This window comes from Dactylosporangium sp. CA-139066, from assembly GCF_050936175.1.
GTDB lineage: Bacteria > Actinomycetota > Actinomycetes > Mycobacteriales > Micromonosporaceae > Dactylosporangium.
In genome coordinates this window covers 8899316-8925194 of the sequence record NZ_JBNJNH010000001.1, presented here as the reverse complement: position 1 = coordinate 8925194, position 25879 = coordinate 8899316, and the positions used below count along the sequence as shown (strand labels likewise).

29 protein-coding genes are annotated in these 25879 nt (G+C 74.1%); 10 read left to right on the top strand and 19 right to left on the bottom strand.

What is annotated here, in order from left to right; translation table 11 throughout:
- Positions 1-6 precede the first annotated feature (6 nt).
- From ACQEVU_RS40880 to ACQEVU_RS40865, 4 genes are all read right to left on the bottom strand, one after another.
- Entirely contained in the window at positions 7-858 is an 852-nt protein-coding gene (locus ACQEVU_RS40880; RefSeq protein ID WP_433333452.1) for a cytochrome d ubiquinol oxidase subunit II, read from the bottom strand.
- A gap of 12 nt (positions 859-870) precedes the next feature.
- Positions 871-1047 (bottom strand): hypothetical protein, encoded by a 177-nt coding sequence (locus tag ACQEVU_RS40875; RefSeq protein WP_433333450.1) that lies wholly within the window; start codon positions 1045-1047, stop codon positions 871-873.
- Positions 1047-2417 carry a cytochrome ubiquinol oxidase subunit I gene (locus tag ACQEVU_RS40870; RefSeq protein WP_433333448.1) on the bottom strand — a complete coding sequence of 457 codons (1371 nt, stop codon included), beginning with the start codon at positions 2415-2417 and terminating at the stop codon, positions 1047-1049. The genes ACQEVU_RS40875 and ACQEVU_RS40870 overlap by 1 nt, the downstream gene beginning before the upstream one ends.
- A 161-nt stretch (positions 2418-2578) precedes the next feature.
- Complete coding sequence (locus ACQEVU_RS40865) at positions 2579-3148, bottom strand: hypothetical protein (RefSeq protein ID WP_433333446.1); 570 nt, start codon at positions 3146-3148, stop codon at positions 2579-2581.
- Between the two features lie 230 nt (positions 3149-3378).
- On the opposite strand from ACQEVU_RS40865, the gene ACQEVU_RS40860 reads away from it, so the two are divergent.
- Positions 3379-4848 carry a hypothetical protein gene (locus ACQEVU_RS40860; protein ID WP_433333444.1) on the top strand — a complete coding sequence of 490 codons (1470 nt, stop codon included), beginning with the start codon at positions 3379-3381 and terminating at the stop codon, positions 4846-4848.
- Positions 4849-4892: 44 nt separating this feature from the next.
- Here the strand turns inward: ACQEVU_RS40860 and ACQEVU_RS40855 are convergent, their stop codons facing one another.
- From ACQEVU_RS40855 to ACQEVU_RS40845, 3 genes are read right to left on the bottom strand one after another with little or no spacing between them, the layout of a single operon-like run.
- Positions 4893-5906 (bottom strand): NADP-dependent oxidoreductase, encoded by a 1014-nt coding sequence (locus ACQEVU_RS40855; protein WP_433333442.1) that lies wholly within the window; start codon positions 5904-5906, stop codon positions 4893-4895.
- Positions 5903-6337 (bottom strand): organic hydroperoxide resistance protein, encoded by a 435-nt coding sequence (locus tag ACQEVU_RS40850; protein ID WP_433333440.1) that lies wholly within the window; start codon positions 6335-6337, stop codon positions 5903-5905. The genes ACQEVU_RS40855 and ACQEVU_RS40850 overlap by 4 nt, the downstream gene beginning before the upstream one ends.
- Positions 6315-6773, bottom strand: a complete 459-nt coding sequence (locus tag ACQEVU_RS40845) for a MarR family winged helix-turn-helix transcriptional regulator (protein WP_433333438.1) — start codon at positions 6771-6773, stop codon at positions 6315-6317. Before ACQEVU_RS40845 ends, ACQEVU_RS40850 begins: the two co-directional genes overlap by 23 nt.
- An 86-nt stretch (positions 6774-6859) precedes the next feature.
- Here ACQEVU_RS40845 and ACQEVU_RS40840 point away from each other — a divergent pair, with 86 nt between their 5' ends.
- Positions 6860-7480, top strand: a complete 621-nt coding sequence (locus ACQEVU_RS40840) for a DUF998 domain-containing protein (RefSeq protein ID WP_433333436.1) — start codon at positions 6860-6862, stop codon at positions 7478-7480.
- 281 nt (positions 7481-7761) lie between these two features.
- On the opposite strand, the gene ACQEVU_RS40835 is transcribed toward ACQEVU_RS40840, so the two are convergent.
- Positions 7762-8436, bottom strand: coding sequence for a sigma factor-like helix-turn-helix DNA-binding protein (locus ACQEVU_RS40835; protein WP_433333434.1), 675 nt, complete (start codon positions 8434-8436; stop codon positions 7762-7764).
- Positions 8437-8892: 456 nt separating this feature from the next.
- The gene (locus tag ACQEVU_RS40830) at positions 8893-9354 is read right to left on the bottom strand and encodes a carboxymuconolactone decarboxylase family protein (protein WP_433333432.1); all 462 of its coding nucleotides are present in this window, start codon (positions 9352-9354) and stop codon (positions 8893-8895) included.
- 395 nt (positions 9355-9749) lie between these two features.
- On the opposite strand from ACQEVU_RS40830, the gene ACQEVU_RS40825 reads away from it, so the two are divergent.
- The gene (locus ACQEVU_RS40825) at positions 9750-10223 is read left to right on the top strand and encodes a hypothetical protein (protein WP_433333430.1); all 474 of its coding nucleotides are present in this window, start codon (positions 9750-9752) and stop codon (positions 10221-10223) included.
- Positions 10224-10432: 209 nt separating this feature from the next.
- Here ACQEVU_RS40825 and ACQEVU_RS40820 read toward each other — a convergent pair whose 3' ends face one another.
- The gene (locus tag ACQEVU_RS40820) at positions 10433-10873 is read right to left on the bottom strand and encodes a cupin domain-containing protein (RefSeq protein WP_433333428.1); all 441 of its coding nucleotides are present in this window, start codon (positions 10871-10873) and stop codon (positions 10433-10435) included.
- Positions 10874-10937: 64 nt separating this feature from the next.
- On the opposite strand from ACQEVU_RS40820, the gene ACQEVU_RS40815 reads away from it, so the two are divergent.
- Both ACQEVU_RS40815 and ACQEVU_RS40810 read left to right on the top strand, forming a co-directional pair.
- On the top strand, positions 10938-11477 hold the full coding sequence (locus ACQEVU_RS40815) for a WapI family immunity protein (protein ID WP_433333426.1): 540 nt from the start codon (positions 10938-10940) through the stop codon (positions 11475-11477).
- A 20-nt stretch (positions 11478-11497) separates the two neighbouring features.
- Positions 11498-12685 carry a hypothetical protein gene (locus ACQEVU_RS40810; RefSeq protein WP_433333424.1) on the top strand — a complete coding sequence of 396 codons (1188 nt, stop codon included), beginning with the start codon at positions 11498-11500 and terminating at the stop codon, positions 12683-12685.
- A gap of 106 nt (positions 12686-12791) precedes the next feature.
- Here ACQEVU_RS40810 and ACQEVU_RS40805 read toward each other — a convergent pair whose 3' ends face one another.
- The 3 genes from ACQEVU_RS40805 to ACQEVU_RS40795 form a co-directional block, all read right to left on the bottom strand.
- A complete protein-coding gene (locus tag ACQEVU_RS40805; RefSeq protein WP_433333422.1) occupies positions 12792-13157 on the bottom strand; it encodes a VOC family protein in 366 nt (121 codons plus the stop codon).
- A gap of 60 nt (positions 13158-13217) precedes the next feature.
- Positions 13218-13856 (bottom strand): trimeric intracellular cation channel family protein, encoded by a 639-nt coding sequence (locus ACQEVU_RS40800; protein ID WP_433333420.1) that lies wholly within the window; start codon positions 13854-13856, stop codon positions 13218-13220.
- A 120-nt stretch (positions 13857-13976) separates the two neighbouring features.
- Positions 13977-14384, bottom strand: coding sequence for a hypothetical protein (locus ACQEVU_RS40795; RefSeq protein WP_433333418.1), 408 nt, complete (start codon positions 14382-14384; stop codon positions 13977-13979).
- Positions 14385-14589: 205 nt separating this feature from the next.
- Here ACQEVU_RS40795 and ACQEVU_RS40790 point away from each other — a divergent pair, with 205 nt between their 5' ends.
- A complete protein-coding gene (locus ACQEVU_RS40790; protein WP_433333416.1) occupies positions 14590-14799 on the top strand; it encodes a hypothetical protein in 210 nt (69 codons plus the stop codon).
- A gap of 41 nt (positions 14800-14840) precedes the next feature.
- Positions 14841-15215, top strand: coding sequence for a hypothetical protein (locus tag ACQEVU_RS40785; RefSeq protein WP_433333414.1), 375 nt, complete (start codon positions 14841-14843; stop codon positions 15213-15215).
- A gap of 459 nt (positions 15216-15674) precedes the next feature.
- Here the strand turns inward: ACQEVU_RS40785 and ACQEVU_RS40780 are convergent, their stop codons facing one another.
- From ACQEVU_RS40780 to ACQEVU_RS40770, 3 genes are all read right to left on the bottom strand, one after another.
- Positions 15675-16676, bottom strand: coding sequence for an NlpC/P60 family protein (locus ACQEVU_RS40780; protein ID WP_433333412.1), 1002 nt, complete (start codon positions 16674-16676; stop codon positions 15675-15677).
- Positions 16677-16784: 108 nt separating this feature from the next.
- The gene (locus ACQEVU_RS40775) at positions 16785-17279 is read right to left on the bottom strand and encodes an aminoacyl-tRNA deacylase (RefSeq protein ID WP_433333410.1); all 495 of its coding nucleotides are present in this window, start codon (positions 17277-17279) and stop codon (positions 16785-16787) included.
- Between the two features lie 2 nt (positions 17280-17281).
- Positions 17282-18157, bottom strand: a complete 876-nt coding sequence (locus ACQEVU_RS40770) for an LLM class flavin-dependent oxidoreductase (RefSeq protein WP_433333408.1) — start codon at positions 18155-18157, stop codon at positions 17282-17284.
- A gap of 88 nt (positions 18158-18245) precedes the next feature.
- Here ACQEVU_RS40770 and ACQEVU_RS40765 point away from each other — a divergent pair, with 88 nt between their 5' ends.
- From ACQEVU_RS40765 to ACQEVU_RS40755, 3 genes are all read left to right on the top strand, one after another.
- Positions 18246-19670, top strand: a complete 1425-nt coding sequence (locus ACQEVU_RS40765; protein ID WP_433333406.1) for an FAD-dependent oxidoreductase — start codon at positions 18246-18248, stop codon at positions 19668-19670.
- 25 nt (positions 19671-19695) lie between these two features.
- On the top strand, positions 19696-21501 hold the full coding sequence (locus tag ACQEVU_RS40760) for an alpha-amylase family glycosyl hydrolase (RefSeq protein ID WP_433333404.1): 1806 nt from the start codon (positions 19696-19698) through the stop codon (positions 21499-21501).
- A 180-nt stretch (positions 21502-21681) separates the two neighbouring features.
- Positions 21682-22035, top strand: coding sequence for a hypothetical protein (locus tag ACQEVU_RS40755; RefSeq protein ID WP_433333402.1), 354 nt, complete (start codon positions 21682-21684; stop codon positions 22033-22035).
- On the opposite strand, the gene ACQEVU_RS40750 is transcribed toward ACQEVU_RS40755, so the two are convergent.
- The 3 genes from ACQEVU_RS40750 to ACQEVU_RS40740 all read right to left on the bottom strand — a co-directional run bounded on the left by ACQEVU_RS40750 (position 22026) and on the right by ACQEVU_RS40740 (position 25745).
- Entirely contained in the window at positions 22026-23018 is a 993-nt protein-coding gene (locus ACQEVU_RS40750; RefSeq protein WP_433333400.1) for an NAD-dependent epimerase/dehydratase family protein, read from the bottom strand. The two genes, ACQEVU_RS40755 and ACQEVU_RS40750, sit on opposite strands and share 10 nt — an antisense overlap.
- The gene (locus ACQEVU_RS40745) at positions 23015-23818 is read right to left on the bottom strand and encodes an isocitrate lyase/PEP mutase family protein (protein WP_433333398.1); all 804 of its coding nucleotides are present in this window, start codon (positions 23816-23818) and stop codon (positions 23015-23017) included. The genes ACQEVU_RS40750 and ACQEVU_RS40745 overlap by 4 nt, the downstream gene beginning before the upstream one ends.
- 79 nt (positions 23819-23897) lie before the next feature.
- Positions 23898-25745: an arabinofuranosidase catalytic domain-containing protein gene (locus ACQEVU_RS40740; RefSeq protein WP_433333396.1), complete on the bottom strand. Its 1848-nt coding sequence runs from the start codon at positions 25743-25745 to the stop codon at positions 23898-23900.
- Positions 25746-25879 lie beyond the last annotated feature (134 nt).

Genomic DNA, 25879 nt, shown 5'->3' with positions numbered 1-25879 from the left:
CATTCGTCAACGATCGCCCTCCGCGCCCTGCTGGGACGAACCGCGCACAGGGGTCTGAAACAGGCGGAACAACCACCAGAGCGAGGGTGTCAGAATGGCGGCACCGGCGAGGACGGCCCACAGCGTGGCGCGCGTCACGGCCGGGGTGGCGGCGACGCCGGACACGGTCGTCGCCGGCGGCAGCAGGTACGGGTACTGCGCGGCCGCCCATCCCCACAGCACCGCGGCGACGGCGAGCCCGCCGCTGACCCGCACGGCGGCGTAGCGGCCGGCGGCGAGCAGCCCGATCGAGGCCAGCCCGGCGAGCGCGGACACGGCGACGAGCGCGGCCGGGACGGGCCGCCACAGCCGCTCGGCGAGCCAGCCGGCGTCGGCGTGCACGGCGACGAGCCCGGCGGCGGCGAGGACCCCGGTGGCGGCGCCGGCCCACAGCGCCAGGCGGCGCAGCTGCGGTACCAGATCGGGGTCCTCGCGGCGGGCGTCGAGGGTGAGGAAGACCGCGGCCAGGTAGGCGCACACGGCCACGGCGAGCGCGCCGGTGACCACCGACGTCGGGTTCCACCAGGAGGTGAGCAGGTCGCCGCGGCCCGCCGTCCACGGGGGCACCCGGCCCGAGGCGATGCCGCCGGCGGCCGCGCCGAAGAAGAACGGCGTGACCACGGACGAGAACGCGAACAGCGCCCCGAAGACGCGCTGCCGGCCGACGGTGTCGCTGGTCTTGCGGAACGCGAACCCGGCGCCGCGCCCGATGATGCCCAGCGCCGCGCAGGTGAGCGGGATGTACAGCGTGGCGGCCACGCCGGCGAACACGGCCGGGAACCCGGTCCACAGCAGCACCACGGCGAAGATGAGCCACACGTGGTTGGCCTCCTACACCGGCCCGATGGCGTGCTCGATGAGCCTGCGCCGGCGCATGCCGGTGCGGGCGCCGCCGGCGAAGAGGTCCCAGAACCCGGCGCCGAAGTCGGCGCCGCCGAAGAGCGCGTAGGCGGTGACGGCGGCGAACAGCACCCCGAGCAGGGCGTCCGCGGAGGTGAGGGCGCCCATCACGGCACCGGGAACGTCTCGACGTCGGACTCCTGGGGCGCGACGGGGACGGGCTTGTCGCGGGCGAGCCGGCGCAGCACGTACACGGTGGCGACCGTCAGCAGCGTGTACACGGCCAGCAGCACGAACAGGCCGGTGCGCAGCCCGGGGGCGGTGTTGACGGCGTCGTGGGTGCGCAGGATCCCGTAGACGACCCACGGCTGGCGCCCGGTCTCGGTGGTGGTCCAGCCGGCCTCGAGGGCGAGCACGGCGGCCGGCCCGCACAGCGCCGCGGCCCGCAGGAACCAGCGGTTGGTGAGCCATCGGCGCCGGAACTTCCAGATGAACGCGAACGCGGCGGCCACGCCGAGCATCGCGAACCCGGCGCCGACCATGAGCTGGAACGAGGCGTGCACGACGTTGACCGGCGGGCGCTCGTCGGCGGGGACCGCGTCGAGGCCGGTGATCTCGGCGTCGGGGTCCCAGTGGGCCAGCAGCGACAGCGCGTTGGGGATCTCGATGGCGTAGCGCAGTTCCCCGTCGACGGCGACGCCGCCGAGGTGCAGCGGCGCGCCCCGCTCGGTCGGGTACAGGCCCTCCATCGCGGCGAGCTTCACCGGCTGGTTGTCGGCGACGTAGTGCGCGGCCCAGTCGCCGACGCCGACCTGCACCGGGGCCATGACGGCGGCGACGGTGAACGGCACGAGGAACCCGAGGCGGTGGTAGCGGTCCGTGCGCCCGCGCAGCATGCCGACCGCGTACACCGACGCCATGCAGAACCCGGTGACCATGAACGCGGCGACCAGCATGTGCACCGACTGCGGCCCGGTGGCCCGGTTGAACATGGCGCCGAGCGGGTCGACGCCGGTGATCCGGCCGTCGACGAGGTCGAAGCCCTTCGGCTGGTTCATCCACGCGTTGGCGCTCACCACGCAGAACGTGCCGACGATCCCGGCGAGCAGGATCGGCACCGCCGACCACAGGTGCACGCGGGCGGGCAGCCGGTCCCAGCCGTAGAGGTAGATGCCGAGGAACACGGCCTCGACGAAGAACGCGAAGCCCTCGAGGGTGAACGGCAGCCCGATCACCTGCCCGTAGGTGCCCATGAGGCCGGGCCACAGCAGCCCCATCTCGAAGCTGAGGATGGTGCCGGAGACGGCGCCGACGGCGAAGAGCACGCCCATGGCGCGGGCCCAGCGGCGGGCCAGGAGCCGGTAGGCGACGTCGCCGGTGCGGTGCCCGCGCCACTCCATGAACAGCGTGATGGCCGGCATGGCGACGCCGAAGCTGGCGATGATGATGTGCCAGCCGAGCGACAGTGCCATCTGGGTCCGGGCGGCGGCGAAGTCGCCCGGGGTGGCGGCCTCGGCAAGGATCGACAGGGATTCCACGACGCGTGCCCCCTATAAGCCTGCGTGGTGTTGCCTGCCCCCAGTTCTATCCCCGCCGTAGCGGCGCCGGCCCGGCGGTGCGCGCGAAAGCAATGTTGAACACGTTCGGGAACTTTTCCGGCAATCCACGAGTAGCATGGCTACACGTACCGTGCCTACATTCAGAAGTCCTGCGGGGGCGCCGCGAACTGGGCCAGGGCCAGCAGCAGCGCGATGACCACGAACCCGGCGTAGACGAGCCGCCGCCGCCGGATGTTCTCGTAGGCGTGCCACCACGCGATCGCCGCCTCCGACACCGGCCCGGCCACGAATGCGCTGCGCGCCCGCCGCGGCACCACCATCGGCGCCAGGCGCACCGCCGTGCTCACGTACACGCGCCGCTGCGGCGGCTCGGCCACCCGCTCCGGCGTCACCGTGATCTGCAGCCCGTCGTCGCCGGCCCCGTCCTCAAACGGCCGCTCGTCGAGCCAGAAGCGCTCCGAGCGGCGCCGGAACACCCGCCCCAGGAAGTCGTCGGCCGCCCCGGCCTGCCCCAGGCGCGTGCGCCGCAGCTCCAGCCACGGCCAGCGGGTCGCCACGTCGGTGAGCACGTCCACGTAGAGGTGGTCGGCGTCCTCCTCGCCGCCGACGACCCGGACCGAGTCGCGGCGCAGCGGCTCCAGGTGCTCGGTGACGAACGCGACGTAGCCGGCCGGCGGCTCCGACGTCATCCGCATCACACCAACGCGCATGACACCATCGTCGCCGCCGCCGCCGGCGAACGCCACCACCGGGATGTACAAGAACACAGAACAGGATCCGGGCTGCCGCGACGCCCGCCGTGGGCGCGGTCCGTGACTCCCGGGCCCGCGGCGTCCGCGCCCGGTCACCGGCACCGCGCACCCGGCCGCGCCCGATACCCTCCACCGGGGCCGTTTCGCGGGCCACCGGAGGGTTGCGCGCGGATGGCATGATCGGCCCCGTGGGCTCCGCGTTACCCGTCGGCCGGGAGATCCTCATCCCCGGCGAGCTGACGGTCGCCATCGACGAGGGTGGCATCCGCACGGCCGGCGGCATGCTGCCCGCGCTGATCTACACCACCGACGGCCTCGAGCGGCACGGCCAGCGCGAGATGGTCTTCGCCGTCGCCCGCACCGGGGCCCCCGCCCCCGGCTACCCGCTCACCATGGCCCGCACCGTGCACCGCTTCGCCGCCGAGGGCCGCATCGTCGACGCCGGCGACGTCAGCGTCTTCGGCCGCCCCGGCGTCGACGTCGACGAGCGCGTCACCGGCTTCGTCTACGCCGACCCGCCGGCCGCCCTGCCGTCCACAGTGGACCTGCCCCGGCCGCCGCTGGTCGCCCTGCCGCTGCTGGGCGGCGAGACCGCCGTCGTGCAGCGCTTCGGCCACGCCAGGGTCCTGGCGCTGCTCGGCGCCCAGGAGCGGTACTACCCGCACCCGTGGTGGTTCCGCCCCGGCCGCCCGCCCGTGCTCGACGACACCGAGTTCCGCGCGGCGACGATGCTGTCGCGCGCCCCGGCGTACAACCTGCCGTTCCTGCGCGTCGTGCACGACGGCGACCGGCTCGAGCTGTCGGTGAGCCCCGGCGACCTGCCCTCGCTGCGGGAGGCGATGCGCGAGGCGCCCGACGTGTGCGCGTACCTGCCCGGCCTCGCCGGCACCCCGAAGACCTACGTGTGGGCGCCCGGCCAGACCGGCCCCGCGGCGATCGTCGCCCCCGGCGGGGAGCGCGCCACCCGCCTGGCGTGCAACTTCGTGCTCATCGTCCGCGGCGCCGGGGCCGGCGGCCCGGACGCGCAGGCCCCGACGGCGCGGCAGGTCGAGGACGGCTTCGCGGTCCTGCTGACCGGCGCCATGCACGCCCGCCTGCTGCAGGCGGTGGAGGCGGGCCGCCCCGTGGAGATCGGCCTGCCCGGCGGCGCCGTGCGCGCGGTCGCGTTCCGGGTCGCCGACGGCGCCGCCCCGGCCGCCGCGGCGCCGGGCCCCGACGCGGTGAACGCGCTCCCGCCGGACCTGGTCAACGGCGTCCCGGCGGCCACGACGATGGCCGCCGGGGACCTGGTGGGCTCGGCCCGCCCCGCGGGCGGCGCCGGCGCACGGTCGCGGGACCCGGCCCGCGGCCGCATCGTGCTGCTCACCAGCGAGGAGCAGCTGCGCCAGGCGACCACCCCGGCCGAGCTCGGCGACTTCCTCGACCGCACCCGCCGCGTCGTCTACCAGCTCTTCGCCGGCGTGCGCCACCACACCGAGGAGCTCATGATCGAGTTCCGGCTGGCCCCGAACCGCCCGGTCGCCGTGCGCATCATGGCCCGCCCGATCGCCCCGCCCCGCGAGCTGCTCGTCGTCCTGGAGCGGCAGCTGCAGGCGCTGCCGCCCCCGGCGATCCACTACACGGAGGTCGCGTTCCAGCTGCACCTGCCGGTGCGCTGAGCAGCCGGCGCACCCTGGAGAAAAATGCCGCGACGGCCGGCGGATCAGCGCACGTCGGTCAGGCGCACGATCATCTTGCCGAGGTTGGCGCCGCGCAGCAGGCCCTGGAACGCCTCCACCGCGTGGTCGATGCCGTCGACGAACGTCTCCGCCACCGTCACCCGGTTCTCGCGCAGCCAGCCGGTCATCTCCTCCTGGAACGCCTCCCGCCGCGACCAGTGGTCCAGGACCAGGAACCCCTGCATCGTCAGCCGCTTGCTGATGAGCAGCGGCAGGTTGCGGATGCCCTGGGCGTCCGGGGTGTTGTACTGCGAGATCATCCCGCACACCGCGATCCGCCCGTGCACGTTCATCCGGAACAGCGCCGCCTCCAGCTGCTCCCCGCCGACGTTGTCGAAGTACACGTCGATGCCGTCCGGGGCGAGGCGCTTGAGCTGGCCGCGGATGTCGCCGTCGCGATAGTTGAAGGCGGCGTCGAAGCCGAGCTCGTCGATGAGGTACCGGACCTTCTCCGGCGAGCCGGCCGACCCGATCACGAGCCGGGCCCCGCGCAGCCGGGCGATCTGCCCGGCCAGGCTGCCGACCGCGCCGGCCGCGCCGGAGACGAACACCGTCTCGTCGGGCCGCATCCGGGCCACGTCGAGCAGCCCCGCGTAGGCGGTCAGGCCCGGCATGCCGAGCACGCCCAGGTACGCCGACGACGGCGCCGCCGCGGTGTCCACGACCCGCACCCGGGCGGCGTCGAGCACCGCGTACTCCCGCCAGCCGAGCCCGTGCAGCACGCTCTCGCCGACCTTGACGTCCGGGCTCTGCGAGGCCACGACCGTGCCGACCGCGCCGCCGTCGAGCGGGGCGCCGAGCTGGAACGGCGGCACGTACGACGGCACGTCGTTCATGCGCCCCCGCATCGCCGGGTCGACGGACATCACGTCGTTGCGGACCAGCACCTCGCCCGGCCCGGGCGACGGCACCGGCTCCTCGCGCAGCTCGAAGTCGGTGTCGGCCGGGAACCCGGTCGGGCGCGCGGCGAGATACCAGACCCGGTTGACGGCGCTCACTTGGCGACCTCGATGTGCACGTCGATGTTGCCGCGGGTGGCGTTGGAGTAGGGGCAGACCTGGTGGGCGGCGTCGGCGAGGCGCTGCGCGGCGTCCGGGTCGAGGGCCGGCAGCGTCACCGTCAGCCAGACCTCCAGGCCGTAGCCGCCGGCGCCGTTGGGCCCGATGCCGACCTTCGCGTGCACCTCGGAGCCGTCGACCGCGCCGGCCGCGCCGGCGCCGAGGGTGCGGCGGGCGACCGAGCGCAGCGCGCTGTGGTAGCACGCCGCGTAGCCGGCCGCGAACAGCTGCTCGGGGTTGGTCGCCCCGCCGGCGCCGCCCATCTCCTTCGGCGTGCGCACGTCGAAGTCGAGGATCCCGTCGGAGCTGGCGACGTGGCCGTTGCGCCCGTCGCCGCTGGCCGTCACCTCAGCCGTGTACAGCACCTGCATCGATCTCTCCCTGTCGCTGGAGTGCGGCGGTCAGCCGCACGAGGGTGTCGCGGAGCTCCGCGAGCTCGCCGGTGCCGAGCCCGCCGTCGCACACGAGCCGCGCCGGGATCGGCGCCGCCCGCTCCCGCAGCGCGGCGCCGGCCCCGGTCAGCCGGACCACCACGGACCGCTCGTCGTCGCTGCGCCGCTCCCGGGACACGAGCCCGGCCGCCTCGAGCCGCTTGAGCAGCGGCGACAACGTGCTGGAGTCGAGCCGCAGCGCCGTGCCGAGGTCCTTGACGGTCCGCTCGTCGCGCTCCCAGAGCGCGAGTAGCACGAGGTACTGCGGGTAGGTGACCCCCAGCTCGTCGAGCAGCGGCCGGTAACGCGCCGTGACCGCCCGGGTGGCGGTGTAGAGCGCGAAGCAGACCTGCCGGTCGAGCGGGAGGACATCCACGGGACAACCATAGCGCACGATTTAGTCGTGCGCGATTGAATGTGACCGGGGATGCCCGGCCGGCACCCGGCGGGCATACTCATCGGATGCGCCGCGACGCCGTCGCCCGGTACGCGTTCGTCTCCTCCGCCGCCGCCCCCGTGCTGCTCATCGGCGGCTGGACCCTGGCCGCGGCGGTCCAGCCCGGCCCCTCGCTGCAGCGCGACGGCTACGACTCGCTGCGCGACACCATCAGCGCCCTCGCCGGCTACGGCGCCGCCCACCGCTGGATCATGACCGCCGCCCTGCTCGGGGTCGGGATCTGCCACCTCGTCACTGCCCGCGGGCTGCGCCCCCTGGCGCTGCCGTCCCGGGTGATGCTCGGCGTCGGCGGCGCCGCGACCGTCGCCGTCGCCGCCCTGCCGCTGCCCGCCGCCGGGACGTCCGGCGCCCACCAGACGGCCGCCACCCTCGCGTTCGCCTGCCTCGCGCTGTGGCCGGCGCTGTGGCGCCACCCCGGCGGGGCGGTGCCGCGCCCGCCGGTCGCCGTCATGATCCCGGCGACGCTCGTCATGGTCGCGCTCGTGCTGCTGTTCACCGCGGCGCTGGGCAGCGGCGTCCTGGTCGGGCTGGCCGAGCGCCTCGCCGCCGGCGCGCAGGCCCTGTGGCCCCTGGCGACCGTGCTCCTGCTGCGCCGCCCGGCCGCCGTGACGGCCATCCTCGGCTGACCGGCCGCGGTCGTCGGGTGACGTCGTCCGCGGTCATTGGCCGCCCGGCCGCGGTCGTCGGGTGACGTCGTCCGCGGTCATTGGCCGCCCGGCCGCGGTCGTCGGGTGACCAGCCGCAATCGTCGGGTGGCGTCCGCGGTCAGCGGCTGACCGGCCGCGATCGTCGGGTGACCAGCCGCGGTCATCGGGTGGCGTCCGCGGTCATCCGGGGATCACGCCGGCGGCCCGCTCCGCTCAGCAGGCATAGCGGCGGCCCCTGGGCCCGGCCAATATGCCTGCCGTCAGCGCCCGTCGATGGCCGAAAGCTTGTCCGGGTTGGCGACCATGTAGAAGCCGGCGATGCGGCCACCGGACACGGCGACGGTGAGCGCGTAGCGGGCCCGGGGGCCGTCGACGAGCCGCCCCGGGCCGCCGTTGAGCTGCCGGGGCGCGGCGTGAAAGGGCCGGCCCAGGACGGCCGCGAAGAACCGCACCACCTTCGCGCGGCCCTCGATCGGGTTGCGGGCCGCCCGGGCCCGGCCGCCGCCGTCGCTCCACACGACCACGTCGTCGTGCAGCATCCGCTCCAGGCGCCCGGTGTCGCCGAGGCGGGCCGCCGCCACGAACCCATCGATGAGCCGCTCCAGCTCCGCCGGGTCGGTGCTGAACCGGGCCCGCCCGGACAGCGCCGCCTCGGCCCGGTGCCCCAGCTGGCGGCAGTCCTCGGGGGAGCGCTCCAGGATCGTGGCGATCTCGGTGTACGGCAGCCCGAACGCCGTGTGCAGCACGTACACGGCCCGCTGCGGCGGGGTGAGCCGCTCCATGAGGTGCAGCACCGCCATCGACAGGTCGGAGGTGTCGACCGCCCCGAACGGCGACGGCTCCGTCGACACCGGCTCCGGCAGCCACGTGCCGACGTACTCCTCGCGCCGCGCCTGCCGCCCCCGCAGCGCATCCACGGCGAGCCGCGCCACCACCCGGGTCAGGTAGGCGGCGCGGCTCGGCCACGCCCGAGCGGTCGGCGCCGGTCCACCGCAGGTACGCCTCCTGCAGCACGTCGTCGGCGTCGTGGACGCTGCCCAGCATCCGGTACGCCAGCCCGTACAGCATCGGCCGGTGCTCCTGATAGGCGGCGTCGGCCCGGTCCTTCAAGGCCGGTTCCGTCGCCGCCGGAGCCGTCCTGGCCGTCTCCGTCCCGGCCGTCTCCGTCCCGGCCGTCTCCGTCCCGGCCGTCTCCGTCCCGGCCGTCTCCGTCCTGGCCGGCTCTGTTCTGGCCGCGTCCGTGCTGGCCGGCTCTGTTCTGGCCGCGTCCGTGCTGGCCGGCTCTGTTCTGGCCGCGTCCGTGCTGGCCGGCTCTGTTCTGGCCGCGTCCGTGCCGGCCCGAGCTGTTCCGGCCGGATCTGCCGTCGCCGGGTCCGCCGTGGCGGGGACGGTCATTCCGTCGGCGGCTGGTTCCGGGTCGCGACCGAGAGGCGGTTCCACACGTTGATCGTCGCAATCGCCATGAGCAGGTTCGCCACCCCTTCCTCGCCGAACACTCGCACGGCCCGCTCCCACGCCTCGTCGGTCACCCCGTGCTCGTCCAGCCGGGTCACCTGGTCGGTGAGCTCGAGCGCCACCCGCTCCCGCTCGTCGAAGAACGGCGCCTCCCGCCACACCGACACCGCGAACAGCTTCCGGGTGTCCATCCCGTCGCCGATGCCCTCCTTGCTGTGCATGTCGACGCAGAACGCGCACCCGTTGAGCATCGACGCGCGCAGCTTGACGAGGTGGCGCAGGTCGGGGTCGACGTTGGCCCGGATGTACTTCTCCATCCCCAGCACCGCCTGGTACGCGCCCGGGCTCACCTGCTGGACGGTCATCCGCTGCACTGGCTTCACACTGGAATCGGTCATGCGATCACGACGGCCCAGCCCACCCCGAACGTGACAACCACGGCTGTGGCGCCCGCCACGCTGTGCTGCAGCTCGCTTCGCTGCTGTATTGCAGCTCGCTCCGCTCGCGCCGGGGGAGCTCCGCTCCACCCGGACCCCCTCAACCCCGCACCGTGCGGCCCGGCCGCGAACGAGCGCCCAGTCCCGTGGGGCCGGCGGTCGTTCCTGCGGTCGGGAGCGCCGATCGCCGCGGGGCTGGGCGTGCCACGGCGGAAATCTGCGGCCGCGAACGCCGCGGGCCGGGCGTGGCGCGGCGGAATCTGCGGGGCTGCGAGCGCGGCGGGCTGGGCGTGCCGCGGCGGAATCTGCGGGCTGCCGGCGCAGCGGGCGTTCCGGGACCGCCTAGGGTTCTGGGGGTGACCTCGACCTCCTGGCGCCACCTCCCGCCGGCCGCCCGCGCGATCGCCGTCGCCGCGACCGACGCCGTGGAGGCCGCCCGCGCCCAAGCCGCCGAACCGTACGCGGAGGCCGCCGAACGCCTGGCCGCCCTCGACGCCGAGCCCACCGGCCGCGTCCTCGGCGCGGTCGTGCGGATGCTGCTGGAGGAGCGCCACCCGGACGGCCTGGACGGCGACGACGTGCGCGCCGCCCTCGAGCACGCGGTCCGCTGGGCGGCTGCCTGGCGCGACGTGGACCCGCAGGTGATGGTGGTACTGCTGGTCGGCGCGCTGGGCATCCACGAGACCGGCGAGGAGGCTCCGCTGCCGCCGCGCGCCCTGGCCGAGCACGCGCCGCTGCTCATCTCCGACCTGCTGCAGGCCAGGACGTTCGCCACGTACCTGGAGGCCGCCTTCACCGAGATCCAGCGTGCCGAGATCCACGACGCCTGACGCTGCATCGCCCGCCCCGCACGGTCTCCGGCCGTCCCCGCGCTATCGGTGCTGCGTTGCCCGGCCTCACTCGCTCCGCGAACCGCGAGACTCCGGCGGATCTTGCCGAATCCAAATATGCGCATAACCGAAATATCGGATATGTCCGTCGCGGAGCGGCGGACATATCCGCGGCAAAGCCTCGCCTCCGATGAGTGCCGGGCGGTGCTTCAGTGAGCCGGGGGCGTCGCCAGGCGGAAGTCGGCGAAGTCGAAGCCGGGGGCCACGACGCAGCTCACCAGGACCGGCTCGCCCGACGCGGGGGCCGCCGCCTGCCAGACGCCGCCGGGGATCAGGACCTGCGGGCGCTGGCCGGCGGCCACGTCGGCGCCGAGCAGGACCTCCGGGCCCTCGCCGGGGCGCTCGCCGGAGCCGCCGAGGCGCAGCGCCAGCGGGCCGCCCGAGTGCCAGAACCACAGCTCGTCGGAGCGGACCACGTGCCAGGCCGACTCCTCGCCCGGGTTGAGCAGGAAGTAGATCGCGGTGGCGGCGCTGCGCGGGCCCTCGTAGCCCTCGGGGGTGAAGGTGGCCGCCGAGCGCCAGGTCTCGCGGTACCAGCCGCCCTCCGGGTGCGGCTGCATGTCGAGCTGCTCGGCCAGATGCGGTCTCATGGGGGTACCGTAACCGCCCTAACGCCCAATCCCGCGTACCCGGCCGGTTTGCGATGCTGGGCCGGTGAGACTGCATTCGCGCAACGGGGCCTTCGTCGAGCTGCGGGCCGCACCGACCAGGGAAGAGGTGACCAGGGAAGAGGTGACCGGGGGAGCGGGGGCCGGGGGAGCGGGGGCCGGGGGAGTGACGGTCACGAGGGAGACGGCCGGGGGAGAAGCGGCCGGGCAGGAAGCACCCGGGGACGCGACGGCGCTGCTCGTCGTCGAGGGCATCGTGGACGCGCTCGACGGGCGCGCGTGGACGTTTCGCTCGGCCTGCCTGACCCGCGACGAGGCGCGGCTGCTCGGCGACTGGCTGCTGCGGGCCGCCAAGGGGCGCGTGGATCTGCTGGAGCGGCTCACGTTCCCGGTGCTGTCGTTCACGCTCGACGAGCACGAGTACGGGCAGCCCCGGCTCGTCGTCGGGTTCTCCCGCGAGACCGCGCCCGCGTGGCTCGGCGACGAGCGCGAGCGCACGTTCGACTATCCGGTGACGCTCGACCTCACCCCGGAGTCACTCGAAGCCGCCGCGGTGGACTGGGAGAGAGAGGTCCGCGCGGGCTGAAGCGGCGTTACCATCGCCCGATGCGACGACGGCTCGGGTTCGTGTTGGTCACGGCGGTACTGGCGCTGGCCGGCTGCGGCGAGCCCGAACCGGTACCGATGGATCCGAACTACCACGTGCCCGACGCGAGCGTCTCCGCCGCCGACGCGGCCGGGGGCACCGACGGCACCGGCGGCAGCGGCGGGCTCGGCGCGGCGCCGTCGGGCGGGGCGCCCGCGGTGACCAACGGTAACCCGTCCGGGCACGCGGCCGTGCCGGACGAGGCCCGCGCCGTCGACACGTCCAAGCCCACCTGGGTCGTCGGCGACGGCACCGCCGCCAGCTGCACGTCGGAGAAGTTCGTCGCGGCGGTCGCGGCCGGCGGGCTCATCCGGTTCAGCTGCGGGCCCGACCCGGTGACGATCGTGGTGAAGGAGACGGCGAAGGTCCACAACCGCTCCTCCCGGGTCGTCATCGACGGCGGCGGCAAGGTCACGCTGAGCGGCGAGGGCAAGCGCCGCATCCTGTACCAGAACACGTGCGACGAGTCGCTGGAGTGGACGACGGAGCACTGCCAGGACCAGGAGACGCCGGCGCTGACGGTGCAGAACATCACCTTCGCCGACGGCAACTCCACCGGCGAGAAGGCCGAGGGCGGTGGCGGCGGGGCGATCTTCGTGCGGGGTGGGCGGTTCAAGGCGGTCAACGCGCGGTTCGTGCGCAACCGCTGCGACGAGACGGGACCCGACCTCGGCGGCGCCGCCGTGCGGGCGCTCAGCCAGTACCACAACCAGCCCGTCTACATCGTCTCCAGCACCTTCGGCGGGGCGTCCGGGCAGGGCGGGGTGTGCGCCAACGGCGGCGCGCTGAGCAGCATCGGCGTGTCGTGGGTCGTGCTCAACAGCGTGTTCTCGTACAACTCGGCGGTCGGGCACGGCGCCAACCCGGCCAAGTCCGGCAGCCCGGGCGGCGGCAGCGGCGGCGCGATCTACTGCGACGGCGACGCGTTCACGGTGCGCCTCGCCGGCACGCTCATCGAGCAGAACCGGGCCAACGAGGGCGGCGGTGCGGTGTTCTTCGTCAGCAACAACCGCACCGGCACCATGTCGATCGAGGGCTCGACGCTGCGCCGGAACCCGAGCGCGGGCTTCGAGACGAACGGCTTCCCCGGCATCTTCTTCCTCGGCGCGAAGCCGCCGTCCGTCTCGGACTCAACCCTCACGAAGTGACGCGTGACGCGTGACGCGTGACGCGTGACGCAGGACGCGTGACGCGTGACGCAGGACGCGTGACGCGTGAACGCAGGGCGCGTGACGCAGTGAGCTGCGTGCCTGCCTACGAGCGCAGGCAGGCGCAGAACGGGTGGCCGGCCGGGTCGAGCAGGACCGTGTAGCGCTCGCCGCCCGGCTGGAAGTCCGGCCGTGTGGCGCCGAGCTTGACGGCGCGCTCCTCGGCCTCGGCCAGGTCGTCGACGTAGAAGTCGAGGTGGAACTGCTTCGGCGTCGGGCCCTCCGGCCACGTCGGCGCCGCGTAGTGCTCGAGCTGCCCGAAGCCGATGGACGTCGTGCCGTCGCTGATCATCGCGTACTCGGCCTGGCTGTGCGTCACCTCCCAGCCCATGACCTCGGCGTAGAAGCTCGCGAGGACGGGCGGCTCGGCGCAGTCGATGTTCACCATGATGAGGCTTGCGAATCCGGTCATGCGCCCATCCTCGCCGCCATTCCTGCCATCTCATGTCAGGAATTTTTTGGCGGTACCGCATCAGCTTGCTCTTGGTTGTTCCGGCTCCCGGTCAGGAGGCGTGGGGGCGGACCAGTTGCGGCGGATGGCCACCATGCGCAGCACGAACGTGAGGGTGGCGGCGAGCGCGATGCCGAGCGGCCGGTGGGCGTGCAGCGCGTCGAGGGCGGCCACGGAGGCGCACCCGAGCAGCCCGGCGACGGCGTAGATCTCGCGGCGCAGCACCGACGGGATCTCGCCGGTCAGCAGGTCGCGGGCCAGCCCGCCGCCGATGCCGGTGATCATGCCGATGATGCAGGCCCCGATCGGCGGTACGCCGGCGTCGAGCGCCTTCAGCGTGCCCGTGACCACGAACAGCCCGAGCCCCGCGGCGTCGAGCACGAGCACCGTCCAGCGCAGCCGGCTCACCGCGGGATGCAGCCAGAACGTCGCCGCCGCGCACAGGACGGCCACGCCCGAGTAGCGCCAGTCGACGAACGCGAACGGCTGCACGTTGATGAACACGTCGCGCATGATCCCGCCGCCGAGCGCCGCGGTGAACCCGACGAAGATCACGCCGAACAGGTCGAGCTTCTTCGCCACCCCGGCGGTGGCCCCGGAGGCGGCGAACACGGCGATGCCGACGAGGTCGGCGACGAGCAGGGGGCTGAGCGGTGCCATCGGGATCATGTATACCGGCCGCCGGGCGGCGCGATCGCGACGCGCCCGGCGGCCGGTGATGCTGCTCCTACGATGCTCCTGCTACGACGATGCTGCTACGACGATGCTGGCTACGGCCCGTCAGATGTTGTTGATTACGGCCATCGAGGTCTCGTGCTGCATCGCCATCATGTCGGAGATCGCGCCGGCGTCCCAGTACCCGCCGTCGGGCGCCGCGGCCGCGGTGTCGCCGCTGTCGCCCGTGTCGGCGGTGGCGGAGATGTCGCCGTCGAGGTTGCCGCCCGAGCCGTCGTACTCGGCGCCGTAGTCCGGCTCGTCGGTCAGGTCGGTGGTGATGCCGGTCGCCGGGTCGTACGCCTGCTCGTAGACGCCGTCGCCGTCGCTGTCGATGGCGGCGATGTCGACGGTGCCGTCGTGGTCGAGGTCGCCGACGAGGATGTTGCTGCCGTCGTCGGTGGTGTAGATGGCGGCCGGGTCCTCCGTGCCGTTGCCGTCGAGGTCGGTGCTGAAGGGCGTGTAGTCGCTCATATCGGGTTGTGCTCCAGTTCGCTGATCGGTTCTGTCTCGCCGCGGGTTGCCTGCGGCCCGGCAATGAACGTATGGCCGCGCGGCGCTTCCGCACTCCCCCTTTGCTGCCAAGCCGACACCGGAAGCGACGTGCGTCACCCCGCCGCGTTTGCCGCGAGCCCGCCCGCGGGTATCAATCCGTCGATTCGGGAGAAGGAGGCACACCGTGGGCAGAGGGTCCTCGATCGGCGGGGTCATCATCGCCATCTGGCTGATCATCGGCGTCATCGCCGCCGGTCAGCGCGGCTACTTCAACAGCGATGAGGCGAACTGCGCCAAGGCCGGCACGATCGCCGTCACGATCATCGCCGGCCCGCTGAACTACATGGGCGTCAACCCGAAGATCAACTGCGCCCTCCCCGAGCCGTCGAAGTAACCGTTCAGCCGGCTCACAGCCGGCGGCGCTAACGTTCCGGGATGGACGAGTTCGAGGCGCGCAGGGTCGTCGACGCGCTGCGCGGGCGCGGCGTGCCGGCCCACCTGGAGATGGCGAAGGCCGGGCTGTCCCAGTTCGGCGTACGGGTCACCCTGTTCGACGGCCGCGTCGCCGTCTGGGACACGGACGGCACCGCGGGCCTCGAGGCCCAGGTGATGCGCGACGGCATCCTGGTCGGGTTCGTGCCGATGATCGAGGGCTCGGAGCACTTCACCGAGCCCGAGATCGTCGACGCGATCGCCAACACGGACTACGACCGCCCGATCGCCCGCCGCCGCACGACCCCGGCGCCCCCGGCCCCCGCACTCCCGCAGGAGGGCGGCTTCTTCCGCCGCTTCCGCGGCGGCTTCCGGTGAGCTGAGTTCCCGGCTCGCTCCGCTCGCGCCGGGGGAGCTCCGCTCCACCCGGACCCCCTCAAAACCTGCGGCGTGGCACTTGGGCGGGCGGCAGGTTCTCGGCACGCTCGCACGTCTCGCGCGGCGTCAGGGCGCCGTGCCCGCTCGGAGCTCCCGGTGCCCGCAGTCGCGCCTGTCCTTCCGGCTCCCGCGCGCCTGTCCTGTCCTTCCGGCTCCCGCGCGCCTGTACTTCCCGCTCCCGCGCGCCTGTACTTCCCGCTCCCGCGCGCCTGTCCTTCCGGCTCCAGTGGCCGCGCGCGTGTCGCTCCCGCTCCTGCGGCCGCGCGGCTGTCCTGTGCCGGCCTTTCCTCAACCTCGCAATACCGGCAAAGTGCAGCCACCTCACTGTGCGCACATATACGAAATGTCGGATATATCCGGACGCGTCAGCGTCTGGATATATCCGCTTTCGTGCCACTGTCAGCCGGTGATGCGGCGGGCGAACTGGAAGGCGTACACCGGTGAGAGCTTCACGCCGCCGCGCTCCGTCGAGGCGTGGACCATCCGGCCGTTGCCGACGTAGATGCCCACGTGGCCCGTGGACGGGAACACCAGGTCGCCCGGCTGCAGCTCCGATCGTTGCACCGGGCGGCCCCACCGGGCCAGGCCGTAGGTCGAGCGTGGCAGGTACAGGCCGATCATGCGGTACGCGGCGAACACCAGGCCCGAGCAGTCGAACGCGTCCGGGCCGACGTGGCCGAACGAGTATCGCTTGCCGACCTGGGCCAGGGCGAAGCCGACCACGCCCTGATCCGACGGCGACCATGCGCCGCCGGGCGGAGACGCGGTGCGCTGGCGGGTGGTGGGCGGGCGGCGCGCCGAGCGTGGGGCGCCGGGTGGCCGGGCGTCCCGGGCGGCGCCGGGGCCGGCCGGGGAGCGGGTTGCGTCCCGGCGGTCCGCCGCGCGCGACGAACGGGCCGAGCGGGGCGCCCGAGCGTCGAGGGCGTCCTCGGCGGGTGCGCTCTCCGGCTGGGCCGTAGCGGCCGCGGTGGCCGGCTCCGGCGGCACGTGGGCGGTGTGGGCGCCGCGCAGCTCCGCCAGGCGGTCGGCGAACTGGTCGGCGGATCGGTCGGATCGGCCGGCGAATCGGCCGGGCGGGCCGGAGCGCGGGTCGGGCGGCGGGACCGATGCGATCCCGCGGGCCCCGGGCGCCCCCGGGGCGGACCCGGCGGCGAAGGCGGGGACGGGCGCGGCGTGTGTGGTGTTGCCGCTGATGAGCGCGCCGCCGAGGACGGTGCAGACGATGGTGCAGGCGGTCGTGGCCGCCGCGAGGTTGCGGCGTAACGGACGTGTGGTGGTCAGGTGGGGCTCCCCGTTCGGCCCGGGGCACTCGTGCGCTCCCCGGCCGGTGGGCGCGCCGGGGAAGCTACGCCCGGCGCGCCCGGGCCCGGCCGGCGGGGGGAGCGGGAACTGCCCGCTCACCGCCGGCCCCGGGGACCCGGGCAATGATCGCTGTCGAGAGCCAAAGTAGACCGACGTACCCGACCATCCGGGCAAATCACATAAAATTCCTCAGATCGACGGAGGCGTCTACGCGGGGTCGGCGAAGGCCGGGTCGGGGTCGGACACGTCGGCCACCGTGGCGTCCAGGGCGGCCAGCGCGGCGTCGGCGGGGACGGCCACGGCCACGCCGTGGCGGCCGCCGCCCAGGGAGATCTCGCGGCCGCGGACGCGCTCGTCGGCGATCACCGGCCACGGCGTCGTGGAGCCGAACGGGGTGATGGTGCCGCGCTCGTACCCCGTCGCCGCCTTCGCCGTGGCGGCGTCCGGCATCGACATGCGGGGGATGCCGAGCAGTGCGCGCAGCTTCGGCCAGGAGATGACGCGGTCGCCGGGGACGAGCACGAAGCGGTAGTCGCCCTCGGCCAGGCGGACCACGATCGTCTTCACCACGTCGCGGGGCTCGACGCCCCGGACCCGGGCCGCCTCCGCGAGGCTGCGGACCGGGCCGTGCTCGACGACGCGGTACGCGATGCCGCTCGCCGCCACCGCCGCGACGGCCGGGTTGTCGGGGCTGCCGGCCATGCTCACGGCACCAGCGGCCGGACGCGCTCGGCCACGAAGCGCACGAAGCCCTCCGGGTCGGGGTCGTCCGCGGTCGGCTGCAGGATGACGCTGTCCGCGCCGGCGTCGGCCCAGCGGGCGATCGCGTCGGCGAACGCGTGCTCGTCGCCGGTGACGGAGACGTCGCGCGACGGGTCCGGGTAGCCCCACCGCTCGCGCTCCGCGGCCATGCGCTGCGGCGCGTCCGGGCCCGTGGCCGCGTGCAGGTAGACCACCACCGGGTGCAGGTCGGTGCGCCCGGCCGCCGAGCGGCCCTCGTCGATCAGGGCGCGGTTTCGCCGTACCGTTGCCGGATCGGTGCCGCCCGTGAGCACCGTGCCGTCGCTGACCTCGCCCGACAGCCGCAGCGTCCGGTCGCCGGTGGCGCCGAGCAGGATCGGGGCCGGTCCGGTCGGCGGCCAGTCCAGCGCGACGCCGTCGAGGCGCACGTAGCGGCCCTGCGCCGACACCCGCTCGCCGCGCAGCAGCGCCCGCAGCGCGACGGTGTACTCCCGCAGCAGCGTCAGCGGCGAACCCGCCCGCGCGCCGACCTGGCCCATCCAGTCCTGCACCCCGTGGCCGGCGGCGATGACCGCGCGGCCGGGGAAGAGGCGGAACAGGGTGGCGATCTCCATCGCGCTCACCGCGACGTTGCGCAGCGGCACGGGGAGCAGGCCGACGCCGACCCGCAGCCGCGAGGTCCAGGCGAGGGCCGCGGCGGCGGTGGTCAGGCCGCCCTCGAGGAAGCAGTCCTCCCACAGCCACAGCTCCTCGAGCCCGGCCCCGTCGGCGGCCTGCACGACGTCGCGCAGCCGCTCGGGCGGCAGTTGCGGCAGAAACACGGTACCCAGCGTCGTCATGCCCAGCAGTCTCGCACTGTCGCCAACCCGATCGGTTCCCCATAGCGGAACGCGGTGGAACGCCACAGGGGGCATGAACGAAACGGGTATGAGGGAACGTCACGCCGTGGTCCTGGGCGGCAGCATGGCCGGGCTGCTCGCCGCGCGCGTGCTCACCGAGCACTTCGGGCGCGTCACCATCGTCGAGCGCGACGAGACCAGCGGGGAGTGGGCCGGCGACCCGGAGGCGAACCCGCGGGAGCGGCAGGTGCGCCGCGGCGTGCCGCAGGGCCGCCACGCGCACGGGCTGCTCGCCGCCGGGCTCAACGTCGTGGAGGGGCTGTTCCCGGGCGCCACCGCCGAGCTCGTCGCGGCCGGCACGCCGAGCGGCGACGTGCTGGGCAACGTGCGGTTCGGCGTCAACGGGCACCGGCTGCGGCAGGCGCCGACCGGGATGACGGCGCTGTCCTTCAGCCGGCCGTACTTCGAGAACTACCTGCGCGCCAAGGTGTTCGCGCGGCCGGGCGTCGAGGTGCGCGGCGGGACCGACGTCGTCGGCATCGACGCGGACGCGAGCCGGGCGCGGGTGACCGGGGCGCTCGTGCAGCGCCGCGACGGCGGCGGCGACGGCGGTGTCAGCGGCGGTGTCGGCGGCGGTGTCGGCGGCGGCGGTGTCGGCGGCGGTGTCGAGACGATCGCCGCGGACCTCGTCGTCGACGCCACCGGGCGCGGGTCGCGGGCCCCGCGGTGGCTGGCTGGCCTCGGCTACGAGCGGCCCCGCGAGGAGCGGCTGCACGTCGACCTCGCGTACGTGTCGCGGCACTACAAGGTCGACCCGGCGCTGCTCGGCGGCGACGTCGCCATGATCATCGGACCGTCCGCGGCCGCGCCCCGCGGCGGGGCGGTCATGCTGCAGGAGGCCGGCCGGGCCGTCATCACGCTGTTCGGCATCCTCGGCGACCACGCCCCGCTGGACGACCAGGGGTGGCGCGCCTACGCCCGCCGGCTGCCGCTGCCGGACGTCGCCGACGTCATCGACGCCTCGGTGCCGCTCGACGAGCCGGTGAAGTTCCGCTACCCGGGCAGCGTCCGGCACCGCTACGACCGGCTGCGCCGCTTCCCGAAGGGCTTCGTCGTCGTCGGCGACGCGATGTGCTCCTTCAACCCGATGTACGGCCAGGGCATGTCCGTCGCCGCCGTCGAGGCGCTGCGCCTCGGCGAGGCCCTGGCCCGCGACGGCGCCGCCGGGCTCGACGCGCTGCGGTTCTTCCGCGCCGTACGCCCCGTCGTCGACATCCCGTGGCAGATCGCCACCGGCGGCGACGCGGCGCTGCCCGGCGTCGACGGGCCGCGCGACGCGCGCACCCGCCTGGTCAACCGCTACCTGCACCGCCTGTACGCCGCCGCCGAGCACGACGAGGTGGTCTCCCTCGCGTTCAGCCGGGTGACGAACCTGCTGGACCCGCCGGCGGCCCTGCTGCGGCCGGCGATCGCGGCCCGGGTGCTGGGGCGGCGACGCTTGGCGACCGCCTGAGCACGAATCGTGGCACGATCGGTGGGTGCCGTACCGCCGGATCGCCGACATCGACTTCGCCGCGCTCACCCGGGGCCCGTTCCACCCCTCGCCCGACGACTGGGCCGACGAGGTCCTGTACTTCCTGCTCGTCGACCGGTTCTCCGACGGCGCCGAGCGCGGCTACCGCGGCAACGACGGCGCCGTCGTCACCGAGGGCACCACGCCGCCGCTGAGCGCCGGGGACCACGGGAACGCGGTGGCGGACGAGGACGGCGCCGCCCGGTGGCGCGACGCCGGCCTGACCTGGAACGGCGGCACCCTCGCCGGGCTGCGCGCCAAGCTCGGCTACCTGCGCCGCCTCGGCGTCACCGCGATCTGGGTCAGCCCGGTGCTCAAGCAGGCCGCCGGGCAGCCCACCTACCACGGCTACGCCATCCAGGACTTCCTCGCCGTCGACCCGCACTTCGGCACCGCCGAGGACCTGCGCGCCCTCGCCGCCGAGGCGCACGCCCAGGGCCTGCGCGTCATCCTCGATGTCGTCGTCAACCACGCCGGCGACGTCTTCGGCTACGAGGGCGACGCGCAGCCGCTGTGGAGCGGGCAGCGGTACCCCGTGAAGGGCTTCCGCGACGCCGGCGGGCGCCCCGTGCTGCCCGTCGGGCCGGCCCCGGACGCCTACCCCGACGGCGCCGTCTGGCCCGAGGAGCTGCAGAGCACCGCGACGTTCACCGGCAAGGGGCGCATCACCGACTGGGACCACTACCCGGAGTACCTCGACGGGGACTTCGAAACCCTCAAGGACATCGCGCTGGGGGAGGGCCCCGCCGACGACTACCGGCCCTCCGCCGCGCTGCTGGCTCTCGTGCGCGCCTACCAGTACTGGATCGCCTACGCCGACCTCGACGGCTTCCGCGTCGACACGGTCAAGCACCTCGACCCCGGCGCCGCCCGCTTCTTCGCCTCGGCGATCCACGAGTTCGCGCAGTCGATCGGCAAGGAGCGCTTCTACCTCGTCGCCGAGATCACCGGCGACCGCGCGTTCGCGTACCGCACCCTCGACGAGGTCGGCATGGACGCCGCGCTCGGCCTCGCCGACGTCCAGGACCGCCTCGAGCGGGTCGCCAAGGGCGAGGCGGACCCGGGCGAGTACTTCGCCCTGTTCCGCAACTCGCTGCAGGTCGGCCGCGAGTCGCACACCTGGTTCCGGGACAAGGTCGTCACCGGCTACGACGACCACGACCAGGTGCGCAAGGGCTGGTGGAAGGCCCGCTTCGCCGCCGGCGAGCCCGGCCGGCGCCTCGCCCTCGTCGCGCTCGCCCTCAACGCCGCCACGCTCGGCATCCCGTGCGTGTACTACGGCAGCGAGCAGGACTTCGACGGCGAGGGCGGCCACGACCGGTACATCCGCGAGGCCATGTTCGGCGGCGAGTTCGGGCCGTTCCGCAGCCGCGGCGGGCACGCGTTCGACGAGGACCACCCGACGTACCGCGAGCTCCAGCAGATCCTGGCCGTGCGCCGCCGGCTGCCGGCGCTGCGCCGCGGCCGGCAGTACCTGCGCCCGGTCTCCGCCGACGGCGTCGTCTTCGCCCCGCCGGGCCCGCGCGGCCTGCTGCCGTGGTCGCGGATCTTCGCCGACCGCGAGGTCCTCGTCGCCGTCAACACCGACCCCGACCGCGTCCGCACCGCCTGGGTGACCGTCGATGCCGGCCTGCACGCCGAGGGCGCCATGCTGACCTGCGTGTACTCCAGCGAGCCGGCCCTCGCCGGCGGCCGCGTGTCGGTCTCGGCCCGCAACGGCCGGGCCGTGCAGCTGACGGTCCCGCCGGCCGGTGTGGTCATGTACCAGTAAGCGGACGTACTCGGCGGGCATGGAGCCGGTCGGCCGTGCTGCACCTGGCGATCGAGGACCGGGGCGTTTCGGCCGCGGATCGGCCCGGCAAAACTGTGGATGAACTTTGGGTGCCCACTCGTCGATGACGGAATGAAGCGGTAACATCACCCCTCGTCACATCGATTCGCGGGAGTGGATTTGCGAACGCGGGCGGTTCCTGACCACATCTTCGAGAAGCTGATCGGCGCGATGATCAGCGAGGCGGCCGGCGCGATGCTCGCGCAGCGGTCCCGCAGCTGCGCGCTGCACGCCGGCGAGGCGTTCGGGCGGGTCCTGGCCTGGCTGTGGGAGAACACGTCCGGCCCCGACGACGTCCTCGCCTACGTCGCCGACCTGATCGCCCAGATGCGCTACCACGCCCCCGGCGCGGACGCGTCGATCCCCCTCGACGACGTCCTCGCCGGTGTGCGCCGCGCGGTGGCGCCGATGGCCCCCGCGGAGGGCGCCGCGATGCTGGCCTGCCTGCGGGCCGGCCTGCCGTCCTACCTCTGACCCGAGCCTGACGACCCGCTACCGCCGGACCACTCCCGCAGCAGCTCGGCCTCGCGCCCGGCGCCGAGCCGCTGCGGTGCTTCGCGCGGGTTGGCCCGGCCGTCGGCGAGGCAGTCGCGGATCGTGTCCGCCAGCGGCCGCGGCGTCAGCCCCGCGGCGAACGCCGCCGACGGGTCGGCCGCGTTGACCGCCGCGTCCGGGTCGGGCGCCGGCCACAGCGGCAACTCCTCGCCGGTGAGCCCCCGCTCCAGCAGGAACTGCGGGTCGACCCAGGTCAGCGTGGTCCCCGGCGGCCCCACCGCGTCGCGCACCGCCTCGAGCAGGTCCCCGAACGAGAACGGCTTCGCGGGCCGCCAGGCGGGCGCCGCGGCGTGGAAGACGCCCGGCCGGCCCGCCTCGGCCATGGCGAGGATCCAGGCGGCCATGTCGCGGGCGTCGATGTACTGGATCGGCTCCTCGAACCGCCCCGGCGCGAGCACCTCGCCGCCGCGCGCGATCCGCTCCACCCACCACGTGAACCGGACGAGGTGGTCGTGGGGCCCGATGACGTACGTGGGCCGGACGATCAGCGTGCCCGGGCCGAAGACCTCGGCCGCGGCCCGCTCGCAGGCGACCTTGAGCGGCCCGTAGTCGGTGTCGTTCGGCTCGTACAGCGGCCCGTCCTCGGCGAACCCCGGCGGCGGCTGGTCGTAGGCGGAGACGCTGGAGATGAAGACGTACTGCCCCGGCTCGCCGAGGGCGGCCGCGAGCCGCCGGACCTGCTCCGGGCGGTACGCGCTGACGTCGATCGTCGCGTCGAAGCGCCGCCCGGCCAGCCCGGAGAGGTCACCGTCGCGGTCGGCCAGCACGTGCGCGGCCTCGGGGAACAGGTCCGCCCCCGTGCGGCCGCGGTGCAGCAGCGTGACGTCGTGCCCGTTGCGCAGCGCCGCCTCGGTGATGTGCCGCCCGACGAACTGCGTCCCGCCGACGATGAGGAGCCTCACCCCCGCACCCCCGAGAACAGCGCGTTGAGCTCGTCCTGCGGTACCTGCGCGCCGGCGTAGCCGAAGGTCCCCGCCTCGAACAGCTCCCGCGCCGCGGCCCGCAGGTGCCCGTACAGCGCCCGCGCGATGCTCCCGCCCACGGTCACCCGCCGGACCCCGAGCCGCGCGAGGTCCGCCATGCTCAGCGCGCCGCCGGTGAGCCCCATGACCACGTTGAGCGGCCCGTCGAGCCCCGCCACCAGCGCGCCGATCGTGTCGGCATCGGCGGCACCGGGCACGAAGGCGCAGTCGGCTCCCGCGGCCAGATAGGCGTTGCCCCGGGCGACGGCCTCCGCGACGGTACCGCCCGTGAGGAGCGCATCCGTCCGCCCGACGAGCACGAACGGCCGCGCGGCGGCCGCGCGGGCCGCCTGGACCCGCTCGACGGCGAGCCCCCGGTCGTAGAGCCCCCGCCCGTCGAAGTCCTCGATGTTGCCCCCGGCCGCGCCGGCCGCGACCGCGAGCGAGATCGTCTCGGCCACGTCGTGCGGCGCGGCGCCGTAGCCGTCCTCGAGATCGGCGCTGACCGGCCCGGCGACGGCCTCGACGACCTCGCGCACCCGCCCGATCATGACGTCACGCGGCACCCGGCCGGCGGCCGCGTGATCGGCCCGCGCCAGCGAGAACGCCACCCCCGCGCTGGTGGTGGCCAGCGCCGGGAACCCCGCCGCCGCGAGCATCCGCGCGCTGCCGGCGTCCCACGCGTTGGGCAGCAGAAAGCACCCGTCCTGGTGCAGCTCGAAGAACTCTTGAGCGTCCATGCGACGACGCTACTGCGCGCGAGGGGCGCGGGGGATCACCCCGCGCCCCTCGTCGGTCCGGTCGCCGGTCCGGGCCGGGCTAGCTCAGGGCGAACTTCTGGGCCGCCGAGCCGTTGCAGTCCCAGATCTGCAGGCGCGTGCCGTTGCCGGTGGCGCCGTTGGGGGAGTCGAGGCAGCGGCCCGACTGGGGGTTCTTCAGCGAGCCGTCGGCCTGCTGCTGCCAGACCTGGCCGCCGACGCCGTTGCAGTCCCACAGCTCGACCTGCGTGCCGTTGGCGGTGCCGTTGCCGATGATGTCCAGGCAGCGGCCCAGGGTGCGCAGGGCGCCGTTGGACTGGTGGAACCAGTGCTGGTCCACGGCGTACGACTGGCAGTCCCAGAGCTGGACGGCCGTGCCGTTGGTGCCCGAGTCGTCCGCGGCCACGTCGACGCACTTGCCGCCGGGGCCGACGCTGGCGCCGCCGCCGTTCACCGCGAACTTCTGCGCGGCCGAGCCGTTGCAGTCCCAGATCTGCAGCCGCGTGCCGTTGCCGGTGGCGCCGTTGGGGGAGTCCAGGCAGCGGCCCGACTGGGGGTTCTTCAGCGAGCCGTCGGCCTGCTGGACCCACTTCTGGCCGCCGACGCCGTTGCAGTCCCACAGCTCGACCTGCGTGCCGTTGGCGGTGCCGTTGCCGTTGATGTCGAGGCAGCGGTTCAGCGTGCGCAGCGAGTTGTCGGCGAAGTGCGACCAGTGCTGGTCCTCGGCGTACGTCTGGCAGTCCCACAGCTGCACCCCGGCGAGGTTGCCGCCGGTGTCGTCCGCCGCGACGTCCACGCACTTGCCGCCGGGGCCGGCGATCGTGCCCTGCGGGCCGTTCGGGACGTTCGTCTGGCCGCCGTAGCCGACGCTGACGACGTTGGCCTGCACGGCGTTCTCGGCGGCGTCGGTCGGGTAGCCGTACACCATCGCGCCCTCGAACCAGGTGCCCCGGTTGCGGTTGCTGTTGTCACCGCCGATGCCCAGGATGATGCCGCCCTCCTGGTGCATCGGGCGGTACCCGGACTTGTCCGTCGGCAGCCCGCCGTTCCACCAGGTGGTGAGGCCGCCGGACTGCGAGTTGCCGCCCTTGAGCGCGTAGGTGGTCTGGCCGTTGTTCTTCAGCGTCGCCGTCACGAACGCCGAGTTGTTGCCCGGGTTCGGGTTCGAGCCGTTGCCGCCCTGGAACATGCCGTTCTCCATGTCGGCCTCGATCCACGGGCCGGAGCCCTGGCACGGCGGGAAGAAGCACGTGGTGGCGATGCTGATCGCGTCCATGTGGCCGTTGCCGGTGTCGTACGGCGTCGCCTCGGCGTTGCCGTAGTCGAAGCAGCAGTCGGAGCCGACGTGCGTGCCGCTGGCGACCATGTAGACGCCCTCGGGCTGGCCGTTGACGGCCACGCCCGGCGCCCGGCCGTTGAAGCGGTAGCCGACGCCCGGCGACACCCACACGCCGTACACCTTGTGCCCGCCCGCGCTCACCGCGATCTCGCTCGCGTCCGCGCCGCGGTCGCCGGAGCCGGCGCCGCCGTCGGGGGCGACGGTCAGGTCGCTGTGGTTGCTGGTCTGGTCGTAGATCCGGACGATCCGGCAGGTGGAGCCGTTGCAGAACGCGTCCTGGTCGCCGGCGTTGGCGTACCCGCCCGCGGCCAGCAGGCCCACGTTGTGCAGCGCGCCGTCGGAGGCGCGCTGGACCTGGTAGAGCGGCCCGTTGTACGCCGAGAACAGCGCCCGGGTCGTGCTGTGCGCCGCGACGCAGGCGGTGCCGTTGGAGGCGTAGATGTCGCAGGGCAGGGTCCCCGCGGCCTGGGCCGGACTGTTCAGCCCGATGAGGGCGGCGGCGGTGAGGGCCAGGCTCGCCGCGGCGGATAGCAGTATCCGCCGGCGTCCCGGTCGTGATCGACTGACCACGTTGAGACCTCTTTCGATTCTGGGATGACTTCACGGACGGACCGTTGGCGGCGGCCCGGGGCGTCGTGGTGCCTCAGTATGCGCATTCGCGGTGGTCTTTGGTAGATCATGTTGGAAACTGTTCGCTCTGCGGT